The following is a 16160-nucleotide window of genomic DNA, read 5'->3' on the forward strand; positions in this document are numbered from 1 at the left end:
TTCAACTTCAAGCGTACCAGAAACTCACTTTCTATAATCGGCATCCCTGATCGTTTTACCACCGGCCCACGCCCATGTCCTCCACGCCCCCGCTAGCGACGCTGGCTTTGCACCTGCCCGACGAGGCCGCGACCGACGCGCTCGCGCAGCAACTGGCCCCCTTTCTCGACGGCCGCGAAGGGAACGTCGGGGGACACATACATCTGCGCGGCGATCTCGGCGCCGGCAAGACGGCGTTCAGTCGCGCACTGCTGCGGGCGAGCGGTATCAAGGGTCGGATCAAAAGTCCGAGCTACGCCCTGCTTGAATCCTATAAAGTTTCTAACTTATACTTCTATCACCTTGATTTCTATAGATTTAGCGATTCGCGCGAATGGTTGGACGCCGGATTCCGGGATTTGCTGCGTGACGACGCGGTAGTTTTGATCGAATGGCCCGAACGTGCGGGAGGGCTTTTGCCTCCGCCGGACCTGCAGATTGCCCTGGTATACGCGGACCAGGGACGGAACGCTGATCTGTCTGCCTTTACCGCCCGAGGACAAAAATGGTTGAACGCGATGGCAATACGGCAAGCGGCGCATCCTCGCCCCGCTCAGCCACCCGGCGACGCTTGATCAGCGTCGCCGCAACCCTGCTCGTTCTCCCCGTCATCCCCCGCTTTGCCCAGGCCGCCACCATTCTTGCCGTGCGGACCTGGCCGGCCGACGAATACACCCGCGTCACCCTCGAACTCGATCACGAGCTCAAGGCCGAGCAATTCACGCTCGAAAATCCGCACCGTCTCGTGGTGGACATCGAAGGCCTGTCGCTGAGCCCCGCGCTCAACGATCTGGTCTCCAAGGTCCGCCCCGACGATCCCTACATCCAGGGCCTGCGCGTGGCGCAGAACCGCCCCAATGTCGTGCGCATGGTGTTCGACCTGAAGCAGGCCGTCGCGCCGCAGGTCTTCACCCTCAAGCCCGTGGCCGACTACCAGTTCCGTCTGGTGCTCGACCTCTATCCCAAGGTCGCGCAGGATCCGCTGGTCGCGATCCTGAACAAGCAAGGCGCCGGTCCCGACGTCGAGGATCCGCTCGCGCGCATTCTCGATGAGATCTCGCGCAATCCGGTCACGCCCTCGCCGGGCCAGCAGGCCCCCGCGCCCGCGCCGCTCGCGCGTGGCCAGCAGCAGGCGCCCACGCTCCCCTCTCCGGCAATCACGAGCCCGGCGCCCTCGCCCGGCCGCGCCAGCGCGGGCCGCAAGCGCATGCTGACCATCGCGCTCGATCCGGGCCACGGCGGCGAAGACCCTGGCGCCGTCGGCAAGAGCGGTCTGCGCGAAAAAGACGTGGTGCTGCGGATCGCGCGGCGCCTCAAGACGCTGATCGACGCGCAGCCCTACATGCGCGCCTACCTCACGCGCGACGACGATTACTTCGTGCCGCTGCACGTGCGTGTCCAGAAGGCCCGCCGCGTGCGCGCCGATCTGTTCATCTCGATTCACGCCGACGCCTGGATCAAGCCCACGGCAAACGGCTCGTCGGTGTTCGCGCTGTCCGAGCGCGGCGCGACCAGCGCGCAGGCGCGCTACATGGCCGACAAGGAAAACGCAGCCGACCTGATCGGCGGCGTGAACCTCGGCAGCCACGACCGCCAGGTGCAACGCGTGCTGCTCGACCTCTCGACCACGGCGCAGATCAACGACTCGTTGAAGGTCGGCTCGGCCTTCCTGGACGAGATCCGCAAGATCAACCGCCTGCACAAGAACAGCGTCGAACAGGCTGGCTTCGCGGTGCTCAAGGCGCCCGACATCCCGTCGATCCTGGTCGAGACCGCCTTCATCAGCAATCCCCAGGAAGAGGCCAAGCTGCGCTCGGCCTCGCACCAGGACGCGCTCGCGCAGGCCATGATGACCGGCATCTCGCGCTATTTCACCGCCAACCCGCCGCTCGCGCGGCTGGGCGACGCCGGCTGAGTTCGCTTCCGGCACCGCGCGTAGCGGCCAAAAGAAAACCTGCTCTCGGGCAGGTTTTCTTTTGGCTGGTCGATATCAGGTGTTCGGCCGACCCCGGCGCCGCTGCCACAGCCGCACCACCGCGGCGGCGATCAGCGGCACGATGGCCGCGGCCAGGCCCAGCAGCACGATCGTGTTGAGGTGATCCTTGATGATGGGGATGTTGCCGAAGAAGTAGCCCAGCGTGACCAGGCCGACCACCCACAGGAGCGCGCCACTCACGTTGAAGAACTGGAACCGCCCCATCGGCATCTGCGCCACGCCCGCCACGAAAGGCGCGAAGGTGCGCACCACCGGGATGAAGCGCGACATCACGATGGTCTTGCCGCCGTGGCGGTCGTAGAACATGTGCGTGCGCATCAGCGCGCCGCGATCGAGGAAGCGCACGTTCATGGTGAACACACGCGGACCGATCGCGCGGCCGATCGCGTAATTGAGGCTGTTGCCCGTGATGGCCGCGACCACCAGCAGCGCCGCCATCCACAGCGGATTGATCGCGCCGGTGGCGCCGAACGCGCCCGCGATGAACAACAGCGAATCGCCGGGCAGAAACGGCAGCACCACCAGCCCGGTCTCGGCGAACACGATCGCGAAGAGCGCGAGATACACCCATGCTCCGTAGTTCTCGATCCAGACGCCCAAGGTCTGATCGATATGGAGCACCATATTCAGAAATTCCATCACCATCTCGATAGGGCGTACTGCGCCCGAATTGGGGCCTCACTATACCCGCCGCGCGGCCCCGCCACGGCAGCGCTAAAATCGTCGAGTCTGCCCATACTGTCGCCGCCCCGCGCGGCCCACGCCCTGCGCCTCATGTCCGAACGCCGTTCCATCGCCCCACTCCCCGACCTGCTGATCAGCCAGATTGCCGCCGGCGAGGTGATCGAACGTCCGGCGTCGGTCTTGAAGGAAATCCTTGAGAACGCGATCGACGCGGGCGCCCGGGCCATCGAGGTGCGGCTCGAGGGCGGCGGTATCCGCCGCATCGCCGTCAGCGATGATGGTGGCGGCATCCCGCCCGACGAGTTGCCGCTGGCCGTGGCGCGCCACGCGACCAGCAAGATCCGCTCGCTCAACGAACTCGAATCCGTCGCATCGATGGGATTCCGCGGCGAAGCACTGGCCTCGATCGCATCGGTCGCGCGGCTGTCGATCATCTCGCGCACGCGCAACGGTGAGCACGCCTGGCAGATCGACGCGTCGAGCGGCGAGATCACGCCCGCCTCGGGTCCGGCCGGCACCACGGTCGATGTGCGCCAGCTGTTCGACGCCGTGCCGGCACGCCGCAAGTTCCTGCGGGCCGAGGCCACCGAGTTCGGCCACTGCGTCGACGCACTCGAGCGCATCGCACTGGCCCACCCCGAGATCGCCTTCCGCCTGTTTCATCACGATCGCGCGCAGAAGCAATGGCTGCCGGCTGACCACGGCCAGCGCATCCGCGACGTGCTGGGCGCCGAGTTCGCCAGCCAGGCGCTGCCCGTCGATACGCGTTTTGGCGCCATCGGCCTGATCGGCATGGTCACGCGGCCCACCGCCGCGCGCGCCCGCGCCGATCGCCAATACCTGTATGTCAATGGCCGCTACGTGCGCGACCGCACCGTCAGCCACGCCTTGCGTTCGGCCTACGCCGACGTGCTCCACGGCGACCGCCAGCCGGCCTATGTGCTGTACCTCGACATCGATCCCACGGCGGTCGACGTCAACGTCCACCCCGCCAAGAGCGAAGTGCGCTTCCGTGACAGCGGCGCGGTCCACCGCTTCGTGAATCAGGTGATCGGCCAGGCCCTGGCCCAGACCGGCGGCGCTGCCGTCACGGCCGATCCCGCCACCGGCGAAGTCCACACCGACGCCGCCGGCGGGGGCGGTGCCAGCCCGGCCATGGCCGAGCCCGCGAGCCGCCCCCAGCCCTACACCGCGCCCGCCGCGCGCCCCGCGCACAGCCAGGTTCCGTTCCGCCTCGCCGAGCCCGAGGGCGTGCCGGTGCGCGATTGGCAGAGCCTGTACCGGCCGCTGCCCGACGACGCCGCGGCGCCGGCCTCGGCCACCGTGGCCGCCTGGCAGGCGCCGGACGCGCCTGCCGAGACCGCGCCCGCGCCCGTGGCGCGCGCCTTCTCGGCCCCGGCCACGCCCCTGCCCGCCGACGAAGAGCATCCGCTCGGCATGGCCCTGGCCCAGGTCCACGGCATCTACGTGCTCGCCCAGAACGCGCGCGGCATGGTGCTGGTGGACATGCACGCCGCGCACGAGCGCGTGGTCTACGAACAGCTCAAGCGCGCGCTCGATGCGCGCGCCCTGCCGCGCCAGGATCTTCTGGTGCCGGTGGTGTTCCATGCCCAGGAAAAAGACGTGGCCCTGGTCGAAGAACACGGCGAACAGCTGGCCGAGCTCGGCTTCGAGATGCGGCCGTCGGGCCCCACCTCGATCGCGGTGCGCAGCGTGCCCGCGCTGCTGGCCCGCGGCGACATCGAAAGCCTGGCCCGCGCCATGCTGCGCGACCTCGCGGCCGTGGGCGAATCGCGCCTGCTCACCGAGCAACGCAACGAACTGCTCGCCACCATGGCCTGCCACGGATCCGTGCGCGCCAACCGCAAGCTCACGATCGAAGAGATGAACGCCCTGCTGCGCCAGATGGAAGCCACCGAGCGCGCCGATCAGTGCAATCATGGCCGGCCTACCTGGGTGCAGTGGTCGATCTCCGACCTCGACAAGCTGTTCCTGCGCGGTCAGTAGGACGACCGATGAGCAATCGTCCGATCCTGTGCCTGGCGGGCCCGACCGCCGCCGGCAAGAGCGCATCGACCCTCGCATTGGCCGAGCGCTGGCCGCTCGAGATCATCAACGTCGATTCGGCCACGATCTACCGTGGCATGGACATCGGCACGGCCAAACCTTCCGCCGCCGAACAGGCCCGCGTGCCGCAGCATCTGCTCGATATCCGCGATCCGGCGCAGTCGTATTCCGCCGCCGAGTTCCGCGACGACACGGAGCGCCTCATCACGGAGATCGAGGCGCGCGGCCGCATTCCGCTGCTCGCGGGCGGCACGATGATGTACTACAAGGCGCTGCGCGAGGGCCTGGACGACCTGCCGCAGGCGGATGCCGCCCTGCGCGCCGAGATCGACGCGCGCGCCGCCCAGTCCGGCTGGCCGGCGCTGCATGCCGAACTGGCCCGCCTCGATCCGGTCACCGCGACGCGCCTCGCGCCCAACGACAGTCAGCGCATTTCGCGCGCGCTGGAGATCTGCATCCTCTCGGGGCGGCCGATGTCGGCACTGCTCACCGGCCCGCGCGCCACGCCGCAGTCGCATCGCTACGTCACGCTCAGCCTCGAACCCGGCGATCGCGCGGGCCTGCATGCGCGCATCGCGCAACGCTTCGACGCAATGCTCGCGGCCGGCCTGCTCGACGAAGTGCGCGGCCTGCATGCCCGCCCCGATCTGCACCCGGCCCTGCCGTCCGTGCGCTGCGTGGGCTATCGCCAGATGTGGGCGCACCTCGACGGCGAGATCGACCTCGACACCGCGCGCGAACAAGGCATCGCCGCCACGCGCCAGCTGGCCAAGCGTCAGCTCACCTGGTTGCGCGCGCAACCCGATCGTCTCGTGGTGGATTGCCTCGCGCCCGACGCGGTCGCGCGCACGATCGACCACGCCGCCCGCCTGCTCGAGCCGCGCTGAGCAGCCCGCGCCGCCCCGCCGTGCTTCGCCCAACGCCACCGCATCCATGAACGAAACCCTTCCGCTGCGCATCGAACCCCTCCACGCCACCGCCGTGCTGCCCTACGGGTGGATGCTGGGCAAGCCGGTCGAGTCGGCGCCCGCCGGCACCGCGTTCGCCAGCCCGGCCTCCGACTTCTGGCAGGAGCATGTCTTCGATACCGGCACGGGTGGCGAGCCCGAGATTTTGTGGGTGGACTATCGCTCGGCCGAGCCGGTGATCGCCCGTCTCGAGGTGCATGACCTGACCGAGCAGGCGGTCGTGCCGCTGACCGCCGCCATCGTGCAGGTCGTGGCGGCGAGCACGGCCACCGGCACGCCGGACCTCGGCACGCTCAGAGCCTTCCTGGTGCCGCAGGGCCAGGGCATCTGCATGAAGCCTGGCACGTGGCACGCCACGCGCACCGCGGGCGCCGAGGCGCGCTGCCTGATGCTGACCCGTCGTTCCACGACCCGCGATCTCGCGGCGCATCTGAACGACGGCGCGCCCATTGCCGAATCCCGGCTCGCCTACGTGCCGCCCCTGCGCCTGACGCGCTGACGCGGCAGCCAGCGCGCATCCTCCGCGCAACCGCCGCGCCCCGTCGCACGCGTTCGCCGCGCGGCAAACAAAAAAGCCTGGCGCCGTTTCCGGGCCAGGCTTTTTCCGATGCGAGGCGGCCGCAGCCGCCCGCGCTCAGACCACGATGGTCTGGGCCATGCCGTCTTGTTGGGGCACGATCTCGCCGATGCGGTTGACCGTTTCACCCTGCGCGCGCAGCGTGGCCGCGACGGCGTCGGCCTGATCGGCAGACACCACCAGCACCATGCCGATGCCGCAGTTGAACACGCGGTGCATTTCCGCGTCGGCCACGCCGCCCTGCTGCTGCAGCCACTGGAACAGCTTGGGCATTTCCCAGCCATCGCGGTGCAGCTTGGCCGTCAGGCCGTTCTGCAGGATGCGGGGCACGTTGTCGACCAGACCGCCGCCGGTGATGTGGGCCAGACCCTTGATCGCCGAGCCGTGCGCGGCCAGCGCGGCCAGCACCTGCTTGACGTAGATGTGGGTGGGCGCCATGACGACGTCGACCAGCGGCTGGCCGTGGAAGTCCTGGTCGGGACGGGCACCCGCGCGTTCGAGAATCTTGCGCACCAGCGAGTAGCCGTTGGAATGCGCGCCGCTCGATGCCAGGCCCAGCACCACGTCGCCCGGCTGGATCGACTTGCCGTCGATGATGGCCGACTTGTCGACGGCGCCGACGGCGAAGCCCGCCAGGTCGTATTCGCCATCGGGGTACATGCCCGGCATTTCGGCGGTTTCGCCGCCGATCAGCGCGCAGCCGGCCAGCTCGCAGCCGCGGGCGATGCCGCCCACCACCGAAGCGGCGGTGTCGACCGACAGCTTGCCGCAGGCGAAGTAGTCGAGGAAGAACAGCGGCTCGGCGCCCTGGACCAGGATGTCGTTGACGCTCATGGCGACCAGGTCGATGCCGACGGTGTCGTGACGGTTCCATTCAAACGCCAGGCGCAGCTTGGTGCCCACGCCGTCGGTGCCCGAGACCAGCACCGGCTCGCGGTACTTCTTGGGCACTTCGAACAGCGCGCCGAAGCCGCCGATCCCGGCCAGCACACCGGCGCGCATGGTGCGCGCGGCCAGGGGCTTGATGCGGTCGACCAGCGCGTCGCCCGCGTCGATGTCGACCCCGGCGTCGCGGTAGGTCAGGGGAGCGGAGTGTTCAGTCGTCATGGAGAAACCGTGGGGGTTGTAACAATTGCGGAATTAGGTGGAACTTCGGGATTTTACGACGTTAGCCGCCGAAAGCGCCGAATACCGCGCAAAAGCGCATGCAGACTGGCTGTACGGCCCGCGAGCGGCCCGCTTCCCGGCCTCGCGCGGTAGCGCGCGCGCGACATACCGCCCGCCGTGGTTTAAAGTTCGGGGTTGGCCGCGCGCGGCCGGCTTTCCGTGGACTTTCGCGGGCCGCGCGTACCGAAGCCCGATTTATCGCCATTTCATGAACCGCCAGCTGCTGCTCGACGTTCTTCCTGCGCCAGCGCCCTCGCTGAACAACTATATTGCCGGCCCCAACGGGGAGGCGCTGGCAGCGGCGCGCGCATTGCGTGCCGGCCGTGCCATCTACCTCTGGGGCCCGGCCGGTTGCGGCCGCTCGCACCTGCTGCGTGGCCTGACCGCTCGCGAAGACGCCATCTACATCGATGCCGAGCGCGGCCTGCAGGCCCTGCGCACGCTGGCCGAAGCCGATTCCACGGCGCCGATGCCTAAGTTCATCGCCGTCGACGACGTGCACCGGATGGATGAACGGCGGCAGGCCGGCCTGTTCGCCCTGTACAATCGCTGGCGCGAATCCGCCGCGACCGACCGTGCGTTCGCGCTGGCCGTATCGGGCGACCGCGCCCCGATGTCGCTGCCGTTGCGCGAAGACCTGCGTACGCGGCTGGGCTGGGACCTCGTGTTCCGCCTCGATCCGCTGTCCGACGCCGACAAGCTGGCGGCGCTGTCCGCGCAGGCTGCCGACCGTGGCCTGCACCTGGCGCCCGAGATCATCAACTGGATGTTGACGCACCACGAGCGCGACATCCGCAAGCTTGCCGCCCTGCTCGACGCGCTGGACCGCTACTCGCTGGCCACGGGCCGCCCGATCACCACCGCTCTGTTGCGCGCCATGCTCGCAGACCCCCACTCCTCATCGACATGACCACCCGCCGCCTCGCCCTGTTCGACCTGGACCACACCCTGCTGCCGCTCGATAGCGACTATCAGTGGGCCGACTTCCTGGCCCGCACCGGCCGCGCCGGCGACCCGGACGAGGCGCGTCGCCGCAACGACGACCTGATGGAGCAGTACAACCGCGGCGAGCTGACCGCCGAGCAGGCGGCCGAGTTCATGCTGGGTCTGCTTGCCGCGCACTCGCCGTTCGAGCTGGCGGCCTGGCACGAAGAATTCATGACGCAGGTGATCCGCCCGGCTTTCGAGGCGCGTCCGCGCGAGCTGGTCGAACGCCACCTCGCCGCCGGCGACCTGTGCGCGGTCGTCACCGCCACCAACAGCTTCGTGACCGCGCCGATCGCGCGCGCGTTCGGCGTGCCGGTCCTGATCGCCACCGATCCCCAGTATCTCGGCGGCCGCTACACCGGCCGCATCGAGGGCACGCCGGCCTTCAAGGAAGGCAAGGTCGTGCGCGTGAACCAGTGGCTGGCCGGTCTCGGCCTGTCGCTCGCCGATTTCAGCGAATCGTTCTTCTACAGCGATTCGGTCAACGACGTGCCGCTGCTCGAAGTGGTCACGCAGCCCGTTGCCACCAACCCCAGCCCGCGCCTGCGGAGCATCGCTGCCGAACGCGGCTGGCAAGTGCTGGATCTGTTCGACCACATGGAAGATTCCAAGTCCTAATGATCACCGAGACCATCAAAAAATTCGTCGGACGTCTGTTCGGCCCCGCCCTGCGAGGGGGGCCGCAGCGCATCCCGCATGACCGTCACGGGATCGACCGGCGCAACGTGTCGCGCCACGCCATCAAGGTGTGCGAAGTGCTGCGCCAGCATGGCTACGAAGCCTATGTGGTCGGCGGCGCCGTCCGCGACCTGATCGTCGGCCTGGAACCCAAAGACTTCGACGTGGCCACCAACGCCACGCCCGAGCAGATCCGCCCGCTGTTCCGCCGTGCCCGCATCATCGGCCGCCGCTTCCAGCTGGTGCACGTGGTGTTCGGCCAGGAGATCATCGAGACCTCCACGTTCCGCGCCCCCGCCACCGAAAGCCAGGAGACCGACGAGCACGGCCGCATCCTGCGCGACAACGTGTTCGGTTCGCAGGAAGAAGACGCGGCCCGCCGCGACTTCACGATGAATGCGCTCTACTACGATCCCCACACCGAAGAGGTGATCGACTATCACCAGGGCGTGCAGGATCTGAAGAAGCGCCAGGTGCGCATCATCGGTGATCCGGTCAAGCGCTACCGCGAAGACCCGGTGCGCATGCTGCGCGCCGTGCGTTTCGCGGCCAAGCTCAACGGCAGCATCGACACGGCCACGCGCGCGCCGATCCGCACGATGGCCGCGCTGATCGAAAACGTGCCGGCCTCGCGCCTGTTCGACGAAATGCTCAAGCTGCTGACCTGCGGTCATGCGATGGACTGTCTGCGCCAGCTGCGCGGCGAAGGTCTGCATCACGGCCTGCTGCCGCTGCTCGACGTCGTGCTGGAGCAGCCCGGCGGCGAACACTTCGTCGAACTGGCCCTCGAGCGCACCGACGCGCGCGTGCGCGCGGGCAAGAGCATCAGCCCCAGCTTCTTGTTTGCGGCGCTGCTGTGGCAGTTGGTGGATGTGCGCTGGAAGCAGCTGCGCGCCAATGGCGAGCACACCATTCCCGCGCTGATCCAGGCGGCCGACTCGGTGCTCGACGAGCAGACCGAAAAGCTCGCGATCCAGCGCCGCTTCTCGTCGGACATGCGCGAGATCTGGTTCATGCAGCCGCGCTTCGAGCGCCGCGCCGGCAAGACCATTTATCGCATGATCGAGCAGCCGCGCTTCCGCGCCGCCTGCGACTTCCTGCAGCTGCGTGCCGCCGCGGGCGAGTTCGACAGCGTGCTGGCGCAATGGTGGATGGACCTGGCCAACGCCGACGACGACACCCGTGCCGAGATGATCGAAGACACCGCGCGCCTGCCGCGCGAGCCGGGCGACGCGCCGGCCTCGACGCGCAAGCGCCGCCCGCGCCGCCGCCGCTCTTCCGGTGGTTCGGCACCGGCCGCCGAATGACACTCGCCTACGTCGGCCTGGGTGCCAACCTGGGCGACAGCGCCGCGACCCTGCGGCACGTGGCCGGCGAGCTCGGCGCCACGCCGGGCATCGAGACGGTCACGGTCTCCCCGTTCTATCGCAGCGCGCCGGTCGACGCGACCGGCCCCGACTTCATCAATGCGGTCGCCGCGCTGCACACCACGCTGGCGCCGCTGGCGTTGCTCGATGTCCTGCAACGCCTCGAGCTCGCCCACGGCCGCGAACGCCCTTATCGCAACGCGCCGCGCACGCTCGATCTCGATCTGCTGATCTATGAAGGCGTGACGCTGGATCATCCCCGGCTCACGCTGCCGCACCCGCGCATGCACGAGCGCGCCTTCGTGCTGCGGCCGCTGGCCGACCTGGCCCCCGCGCTGATCCTGCCGCAGGGCGCCCTGCCGGCCCTGATCGCCGGCGTGGCCGATCAGGCCATCGAACCGCTGGCCTGAATCAGGCCGGTGCGCGCTCGGGATAGCGCGCCCGCACCGCCTCGACATCGGCCTGGCCCGGCAGGCCCGCCTCGTTGCCCAGATGCTGGATCTTGTACGCCGACGCCGCGCGCGCCCAGCGGAAGTGCTCGATCCAGGGCAGTTGCGGGCGCAACGCATACGACCACACATAGGCGCCATGAAACACGTCGCCGGCACCCGAGGTGTCGACCACCTGCTCGGCCGGCACGGCCAGCGCCGGCAGGCGCTGCAGCACGCCGTCCTCGCCGTACCAGAGCATGCCGCGCTCGCCCTGGGTCACGGCGCCCACCCGGCAGCCGCGGCCACGCAGCAGCGCAAGCAAGCCTTCGGCGGACAGGCCCATCTGCTCGCAAAGGCGTTCGGCACACACCGCCACATCGATGTACTGGAGCAGCTCTTCGGTATTGCTGCGCAGACCGCCGCCGTCGAGCGAGGTGAGGATGCCGCGTTCACGGCAGGCACGCGCATAGTGCAGCGCCGCGTCGGGCTGATGCCCGTCGAGATGAAGCACGCGATACGGCGCGACATCGAGCTGCGGATAACCGGCGAGATGGTGGTCATCGCGCGCGCGGACAATGGCGCGCCGGCCCGCGTTGGGCATGATGAACGACAACGAAGAGCGGGCGACGGGCCGGCCGTGCAGCGCGACACCGTGCCGCTGCGCCATCGTGGCGAACAGGCTGCCAAAGGCGTCGGGCGCCTCGGTGCAGATGAGGTCGGGCGCGCCGCCCAGCCGGGCGTAGGCAAAGGCCGCGGTGACCGCATTGCCGCCGAACGACACGGCGTAGTCCTGCGCTACGGCTTTGTCGTCGCCGGTGGGCCAGTGCTCGGCCAGCACCGTGACGTCGATATAGGTGTGGCCGACGAAGAGCGCGCGGGCGCTCATCGCGCGGCCGGCGATTCGCCCGCGAGCTCGAGCAGGCGGCGCGCGCGCGCGATCACCGGCGCATCGACCATCTTGCCATCGAGCTTGAAGGCGGCGGCCCCGCTCTCCTTGGCGGCGCGCAGCACCTCGCGCGCCCAGGCCACGTCGGCCAGCGGCGGCAGGAACGCCTCGTGAATGACCGGCACCTGATTCGGATGGATGCAGAGCATGCCGCCGAAGCCCATGTCGCGCGCGCGCATCGCGGCGGCGCGCAGGCCGGAGCTGTCCTGGATGCCGGGAAACACGCCGTCGAGCGGCTGGGCCAGGCCGGCGCCGCGGCTGTGCAACAGCACCTGGACCCGTGCCTGATCGAGCACGACGTCGGCCCCGTCGGTGTCGGGACTCAGGCCCAGATCGAGCGCGAAATCGAGGCTGCCGAAGGCGAGCCGGGCGACGCCCGGCGTAGCGGCCACCTCGGCCACGTTGATCAGGCCCTGCGCGGTTTCGATGATCGGCAGCACGGCGATGCCGCTCTGCGCCACATGGCGCACCTGAGCCAGGCTCTCGGCCTTGGGAAGCAGCAGCCCGGTGATATTGCCGCGGCCCCGGCAGGCCTTGATGTCGGCCTCGTGCCAGGGGGTGCTGGCGTCGTTGATCCGAACCCACACGCGCGCCTCGGGATGGGTGCCGAGGAAGTCGCAGAGCGACTCGCGCGCGGCGTCCTTGCCGAGATGCTCGACCGCGTCTTCGAGATCGACGATCACGGCATCGGCGCCGGCCGCCAGGGCCTTGGGAATGCGCTCCGGCCGATTGGCCGGTACAAACAGCGCGGTTCGAATCACTGTCGCCATCACACCACCTCCGCTGCACGCAGGCGCGCCACCTCAGCGGGCGCGTATCCCAGCGATGCTAGCACCGCATCGGTGTTTTCGCCCACCGCGGGGATCGCGCCCATGCGCGGCTCGTAGCGGTTGCTGACAGCCGGCGGCAGCAGGGCCGGGATCGGCCCCGCAGGGCTGTCGACCTCGCGCCAGCGATCGCGCGCGGCGAGCTGCGGATGGCTCCAGACGCCGCGCATGTCGTTCACGCGCGCGTTGGCGATGTGCGCGGCCTCCAGCCGCTCGGTGACCTCATCGATCGAGAGCGTGGAAAACGCGTGCACGATCAGCGCGCGCAAGGCATCGCGATTGGCCGTGCGGCGGGAGTTCGAGGCATAGCGCTCGTCGGCCGCGAGCTCGGGCTGGCGCAGCACCTGGTCGCAGAACACCTTCCATTCGCGCTCGTTCTGCAGCCCCAGCATGATGGTGTCGCCCCCCGCGACGGGGAACGGACCATACGGATAGATGGTGGCGTGCGCCGCGCCCGCGCGTGCGGGCGGCGGGGCGCCGTCGAACGCGTAGTACATCGGGTAGCCCATCCACTCGACCATGCTCTCCAGCATCGACACGTCGACACGGCTGCCCTCGCCCGTGCGCTGGCGCAGCAGCAGGGCATTGAGGATGGACGAGTAGGCATACATGCCGGCCGCGATGTCCGAGATCGAGCAGCCCGCCTTCACGCCTTCGTCGGGCGTGCCGGTCACGGACACGAAACCGCTTTCGCTCTGGATCAGCAGGTCGTAGGCCTTTTTGTCTTGGTACGGACCGCCCTCGCCATAGCCGGATATGTCGCACACGATGAGGCGAGGAAAGCGCGCTTGCAGCGCGTCGAACGACAGACCTAGGCGCGCGGCGGCGCCGGGCGCGAGGTTCTGGACCAGCACGTCGGCCTGGCCCAACAGGCGCTCCATGACCTCGGCGGCGTCCGGCTGCTTCAGGTCGAGCCCGAGGCTTTCTTTGGAGCGGTTGGTCCAGACGAAGTGCGACGACAGGCCGCGCACGCGCTCGTCGTAGCCGCGCGCGAAGTCGCCCACACCGGGACGCTCGATCTTGATGACGCGCGCCCCCATGTCGGCGAGCTGGCGCGTGCAGAACGGCGCCGCGATGGCATGCTCCAGGCTCACGACCGTGATGCCCTCGAGCGGCAGGATCCCGGGCGCCGCGCTCATGCTTCGAACCTCAGTTCGGCCTGATGCGCCAGCGTGCCGCCCTGCTCCGCCCACAGGCGGGCCAGACCGGGCTCGACGATGACGCCCGCGGCCTGGAAGGGCGCGGGGCTGATGAGCGGGCGCAGGCCGCGATAGCTGAGGTGCGACAGACGTGCCCGCGGCTGGGCCCGGCGAAACGCCGCCACCATCGAGGTGGCGATCAGCGGGCCGTGCACCACCAGACCGGGATAGCCCTCGGTGCTGGTGACATAGGGATGATCGTAGTGAATGCGATGGCCGTTGAACGTGACCGCCGAGTAGCGGAACAGCAGCACGGCGGAGGGCTCGATCGTGTCGGACCACTGAGCCTGCGGCGCCGGCTCGCTGCCCTCGAGCTTGGGCGGCGTGGGCTGGCGGTAGACGATGTCCTGTTCTTCCTGGATGGCGACGCGGCCTTCCTGGTGATACTCGTGGCGCACGGTCACGAACAGCAGCGAGCCCGTGCGGCCGGTCTTTTCCTTGACGTCGGCCACGGTGGACACGCGCTCGGCCGGCACGCCGACACGCAGCGGCTCGCGGAATTCGACCCGGCCACCCGCCCACATGCGGTTGCGGTCATTGGCCGGCGGCAGAAATCCCCCGCGCGCCGGATGGCCGTCGTTGCCCAGCCCATCGGACTCGACCGCCTTGATGAAGTAGGCCCACTGCCACAGCGGCGGCAGGGCCTCGCCCGCGGCCGGCGCCGGCTCCCCCAGCGTGGCGGCGATGCGGGCGGCGTGCACCGGATCGAGCGTGTCGGCCACGCGTTCGGTGCTGCCGATCCAATCGGCGGGGTTGGCGTCGTTCATGGCACATCCTCTTCGATGAAACTGAGTCAGGCTGGCAGCATGCCCGCCCTGCCCCACCCTTGTAAATTCGTTTTTCCTCAAGGCGGGGTTTCGGCTTTGCGAAGTGGTCCCGGGCGCTCGGGCAACGCGGCGCGCGCCCATGAAAAAACCCGCCGGGTGAACTGACCCCCAGAAGTTGGATGGTCAGAAGCTAAAGCCCGAAGGCCTGAGCTCGGTATTGCACCGGGCTCAGGCCTTTTAGCTTGAGCTTGATGCGGTCGTGATTGTAGTAACGGATGTACTGCCTGATGCCGGCCTGCAACTGCTCGATACCTTCGAAGCGGTTGAGGTGGAAGAACTCAGCCTTCAACGTACCGAAGAAGCTCTCCATGGCCGCATTGTCCAGGCAGTTTCCTTTACGCGACATGCTTTGCGTTACTGACCGGGCTGCGAGCATGTGCCGGTAGGTGGGTTGCTGGTACTGCCAACCTTGGTCGGAGTGCAGGACAGGACGGTCCGTCGGGCGTAGCCGAGCCAGCGCCTTTTTCAGCATGTTGCTCACGAGCGTGAACACCGGTCGTCGGCTGGTCTCGTAAGCCACGATCTCGCCGTTGTACAGGTCCATCACCGGCGACAGGTACAACTTCTCTCCGCGCACGTTAAATTCGGTCACGTCGGTGACCCATTTCTCGTGAGGACGCGCGGCCTCGAAGTCACGCGCCAACACATTGGTCGCCACGTGATGTGACTGGCCTCGGTATGACCGGTACTTCTTGGCGCGCACAAGCGACTTTAAGCCCAATGCCTGCATTAGTTTCTGCACCGTTTTGTGGTTCACCAGATCACCCGCCTGACGCAAAACCGCCGTGATACGGCGGTAGCCATAGCGGCCTTTATGACGCGCGAAGATCGCGCCGATACGTTGCTTTAGCTCAGCGTACGGATCTGCGGCGTCCAGCACCTTCAGGTGGTAATAGAACGTGCTGCGTGACAGCTCGGCCACACGCAGCAGTCGTTCCAGCGGATGCTTATGCCTCAATCCTTGGACCACTTGCGCTTTCCAACGAGCGCTTTGGTCTTTTCCGCTTCGATCAAGGCATCGAGCTTTTTTAGGTAGTCCAACTCCGCTCGCAGGTTCGCAACTTCTTCGAGAAGCTCTTCCTTGGTCATGTCCTTGGACACGGGCTCTGGGGGGTATTTGTGGGGCATGCTTGCTCCTGGACGCTTGCGCGCCAACGCCTCTATACCCCCAGCATCATACTGGGTACGCCACTTCGCAATATGACCTGAACTGCGGATCCCCAGCAGTGTCGCGGCCTGGATGTCCGATAGTCCTTGGTCGCGGATCTTGCGCAACACCGACTGCTTGAAGGCTGCGCTATAAGCCCCTGACTGCCGGCGTAGACCTGCTAAGCCATGTACGCGATAGCTCTCGACCCATCCTCGGACCAGCGAATGTTGCAGTTCGTGGCGCGCCGCCA

The 16160-nt window shown here is 68.2% G+C and carries 16 protein-coding genes; 9 read left to right on the forward strand and 7 right to left on the reverse strand.

Going from position 1 to position 16160, the window contains the following annotated elements; genetic code table 11:
- Positions 1–74: 74 nt before the first annotated feature.
- Both tsaE and CEK29_RS18580 read left to right on the forward strand, forming a co-directional pair.
- Complete coding sequence (tsaE, locus tag CEK29_RS18575) at positions 75–614, forward strand: tRNA (adenosine(37)-N6)-threonylcarbamoyltransferase complex ATPase subunit type 1 TsaE (protein ID WP_094802981.1); 540 nt, start codon at positions 75–77, stop codon at positions 612–614.
- On the forward strand, positions 545–1954 hold the full coding sequence (locus tag CEK29_RS18580) for an N-acetylmuramoyl-L-alanine amidase (protein WP_141217953.1): 1410 nt from the start codon (positions 545–547) through the stop codon (positions 1952–1954). The genes tsaE and CEK29_RS18580 overlap by 70 nt, the downstream gene beginning before the upstream one ends.
- 75 nt (positions 1955–2029) lie before the next feature.
- Here the strand turns inward: CEK29_RS18580 and CEK29_RS18585 are convergent, their stop codons facing one another.
- Complete coding sequence (locus CEK29_RS18585; RefSeq protein WP_094803316.1) at positions 2030–2677, reverse strand: VTT domain-containing protein; 648 nt, start codon at positions 2675–2677, stop codon at positions 2030–2032.
- 132 nt (positions 2678–2809) lie between these two features.
- Here CEK29_RS18585 and mutL point away from each other — a divergent pair, with 132 nt between their 5' ends.
- From mutL to CEK29_RS18600, 3 genes are read left to right on the forward strand one after another with little or no spacing between them, the layout of a single operon-like run.
- Positions 2810–4726, forward strand: coding sequence for a DNA mismatch repair endonuclease MutL (gene mutL / locus CEK29_RS18590; protein ID WP_094858923.1), 1917 nt, complete (start codon positions 2810–2812; stop codon positions 4724–4726).
- Between the two features lie 8 nt (positions 4727–4734).
- Positions 4735–5673, forward strand: coding sequence for a tRNA (adenosine(37)-N6)-dimethylallyltransferase MiaA (miaA, locus tag CEK29_RS18595; protein WP_094802985.1), 939 nt, complete (start codon positions 4735–4737; stop codon positions 5671–5673).
- A gap of 46 nt (positions 5674–5719) precedes the next feature.
- Positions 5720–6253 carry an ureidoglycolate lyase gene (locus tag CEK29_RS18600; protein ID WP_094858924.1) on the forward strand — a complete coding sequence of 178 codons (534 nt, stop codon included), beginning with the start codon at positions 5720–5722 and terminating at the stop codon, positions 6251–6253.
- Positions 6254–6388: 135 nt separating this feature from the next.
- On the opposite strand, the gene purM is transcribed toward CEK29_RS18600, so the two are convergent.
- Positions 6389–7438: a phosphoribosylformylglycinamidine cyclo-ligase gene (gene purM / locus CEK29_RS18605; RefSeq protein WP_094802989.1), complete on the reverse strand. Its 1050-nt coding sequence runs from the start codon at positions 7436–7438 to the stop codon at positions 6389–6391.
- 268 nt (positions 7439–7706) lie between these two features.
- On the opposite strand from purM, the gene hda reads away from it, so the two are divergent.
- The 4 genes from hda to CEK29_RS18625 are packed head-to-tail and all read left to right on the forward strand — an operon-like array spanning position 7707 to position 10940.
- Positions 7707–8408: a DnaA regulatory inactivator Hda gene (gene hda, locus CEK29_RS18610; RefSeq protein WP_094802991.1), complete on the forward strand. Its 702-nt coding sequence runs from the start codon at positions 7707–7709 to the stop codon at positions 8406–8408.
- On the forward strand, positions 8405–9103 hold the full coding sequence (locus CEK29_RS18615; RefSeq protein WP_094802993.1) for an HAD family hydrolase: 699 nt from the start codon (positions 8405–8407) through the stop codon (positions 9101–9103). The genes hda and CEK29_RS18615 overlap by 4 nt, the downstream gene beginning before the upstream one ends.
- On the forward strand, positions 9103–10470 hold the full coding sequence (gene pcnB / locus CEK29_RS18620; RefSeq protein ID WP_094802995.1) for a polynucleotide adenylyltransferase PcnB: 1368 nt from the start codon (positions 9103–9105) through the stop codon (positions 10468–10470). The genes CEK29_RS18615 and pcnB overlap by 1 nt, the downstream gene beginning before the upstream one ends.
- Positions 10467–10940 (forward strand): 2-amino-4-hydroxy-6-hydroxymethyldihydropteridine diphosphokinase, encoded by a 474-nt coding sequence (locus tag CEK29_RS18625; RefSeq protein ID WP_094858925.1) that lies wholly within the window; start codon positions 10467–10469, stop codon positions 10938–10940. Before pcnB ends, CEK29_RS18625 begins: the two co-directional genes overlap by 4 nt.
- A 1-nt stretch (position 10941) precedes the next feature.
- On the opposite strand, the gene CEK29_RS18630 is transcribed toward CEK29_RS18625, so the two are convergent.
- The 5 genes from CEK29_RS18630 to CEK29_RS18650 all read right to left on the reverse strand — a co-directional run.
- On the reverse strand, positions 10942–11847 hold the full coding sequence (locus CEK29_RS18630; protein WP_094858926.1) for a sugar kinase: 906 nt from the start codon (positions 11845–11847) through the stop codon (positions 10942–10944).
- Positions 11844–12680: an HpcH/HpaI aldolase/citrate lyase family protein gene (locus tag CEK29_RS18635; protein WP_094858927.1), complete on the reverse strand. Its 837-nt coding sequence runs from the start codon at positions 12678–12680 to the stop codon at positions 11844–11846. Before CEK29_RS18635 ends, CEK29_RS18630 begins: the two co-directional genes overlap by 4 nt.
- Positions 12677–13873, reverse strand: coding sequence for a CaiB/BaiF CoA transferase family protein (locus CEK29_RS18640; RefSeq protein ID WP_094858928.1), 1197 nt, complete (start codon positions 13871–13873; stop codon positions 12677–12679). The genes CEK29_RS18635 and CEK29_RS18640 overlap by 4 nt, the downstream gene beginning before the upstream one ends.
- Positions 13870–14700, reverse strand: a complete 831-nt coding sequence (locus CEK29_RS18645) for an FAS1-like dehydratase domain-containing protein (RefSeq protein WP_094858929.1) — start codon at positions 14698–14700, stop codon at positions 13870–13872. Before CEK29_RS18645 ends, CEK29_RS18640 begins: the two co-directional genes overlap by 4 nt.
- 190 nt (positions 14701–14890) lie before the next feature.
- A protein-coding gene (locus tag CEK29_RS18650) for an IS3 family transposase (RefSeq protein WP_440588335.1) occupies positions 14891–16160 on the reverse strand; the annotation gives its coding sequence in 2 pieces (ribosomal slippage) (positions 14891–15769 and positions 15772–16160; 1268 coding nt annotated over the 2 pieces). This gene is flagged as partial in the annotation.

The organism is Bordetella genomosp. 5, from assembly GCF_002261475.1.
In the GTDB taxonomy this organism is placed as follows: domain Bacteria; phylum Pseudomonadota; class Gammaproteobacteria; order Burkholderiales; family Burkholderiaceae_B; genus Bordetella.

Excerpts from the sequence above, each read along its gene's own strand:
- tsaE (WP_094802981.1), top strand. The coding sequence starts at position 75 with ATGTCCTCCACGCCCCCGCTAGCGACGCTGGCTTTGCACCTGCCCGAC.
- CEK29_RS18580 (WP_141217953.1), top strand. The coding sequence starts at position 545 with ATGGTTGAACGCGATGGCAATACGGCAAGCGGCGCATCCTCGCCCCGC.
- mutL (WP_094858923.1), top strand. The coding sequence starts at position 2,810 with ATGTCCGAACGCCGTTCCATCGCCCCACTCCCCGACCTGCTGATCAGC.
- miaA (WP_094802985.1), top strand. The coding sequence starts at position 4,735 with ATGAGCAATCGTCCGATCCTGTGCCTGGCGGGCCCGACCGCCGCCGGC.
- CEK29_RS18600 (WP_094858924.1), top strand. The coding sequence starts at position 5,720 with ATGAACGAAACCCTTCCGCTGCGCATCGAACCCCTCCACGCCACCGCC.
- purM (WP_094802989.1), bottom strand. The coding sequence starts at position 7,438 with ATGACGACTGAACACTCCGCTCCCCTGACCTACCGCGACGCCGGGGTC.
- hda (WP_094802991.1), top strand. The coding sequence starts at position 7,707 with ATGAACCGCCAGCTGCTGCTCGACGTTCTTCCTGCGCCAGCGCCCTCG.
- CEK29_RS18615 (WP_094802993.1), top strand. The coding sequence starts at position 8,405 with ATGACCACCCGCCGCCTCGCCCTGTTCGACCTGGACCACACCCTGCTG.
- pcnB (WP_094802995.1), top strand. The coding sequence starts at position 9,103 with ATGATCACCGAGACCATCAAAAAATTCGTCGGACGTCTGTTCGGCCCC.
- CEK29_RS18625 (WP_094858925.1), top strand. The coding sequence starts at position 10,467 with ATGACACTCGCCTACGTCGGCCTGGGTGCCAACCTGGGCGACAGCGCC.
- CEK29_RS18630 (WP_094858926.1), bottom strand. The coding sequence starts at position 11,847 with ATGAGCGCCCGCGCGCTCTTCGTCGGCCACACCTATATCGACGTCACG.
- CEK29_RS18640 (WP_094858928.1), bottom strand. The coding sequence starts at position 13,873 with ATGAGCGCGGCGCCCGGGATCCTGCCGCTCGAGGGCATCACGGTCGTG.
- CEK29_RS18645 (WP_094858929.1), bottom strand. The coding sequence starts at position 14,700 with ATGAACGACGCCAACCCCGCCGATTGGATCGGCAGCACCGAACGCGTG.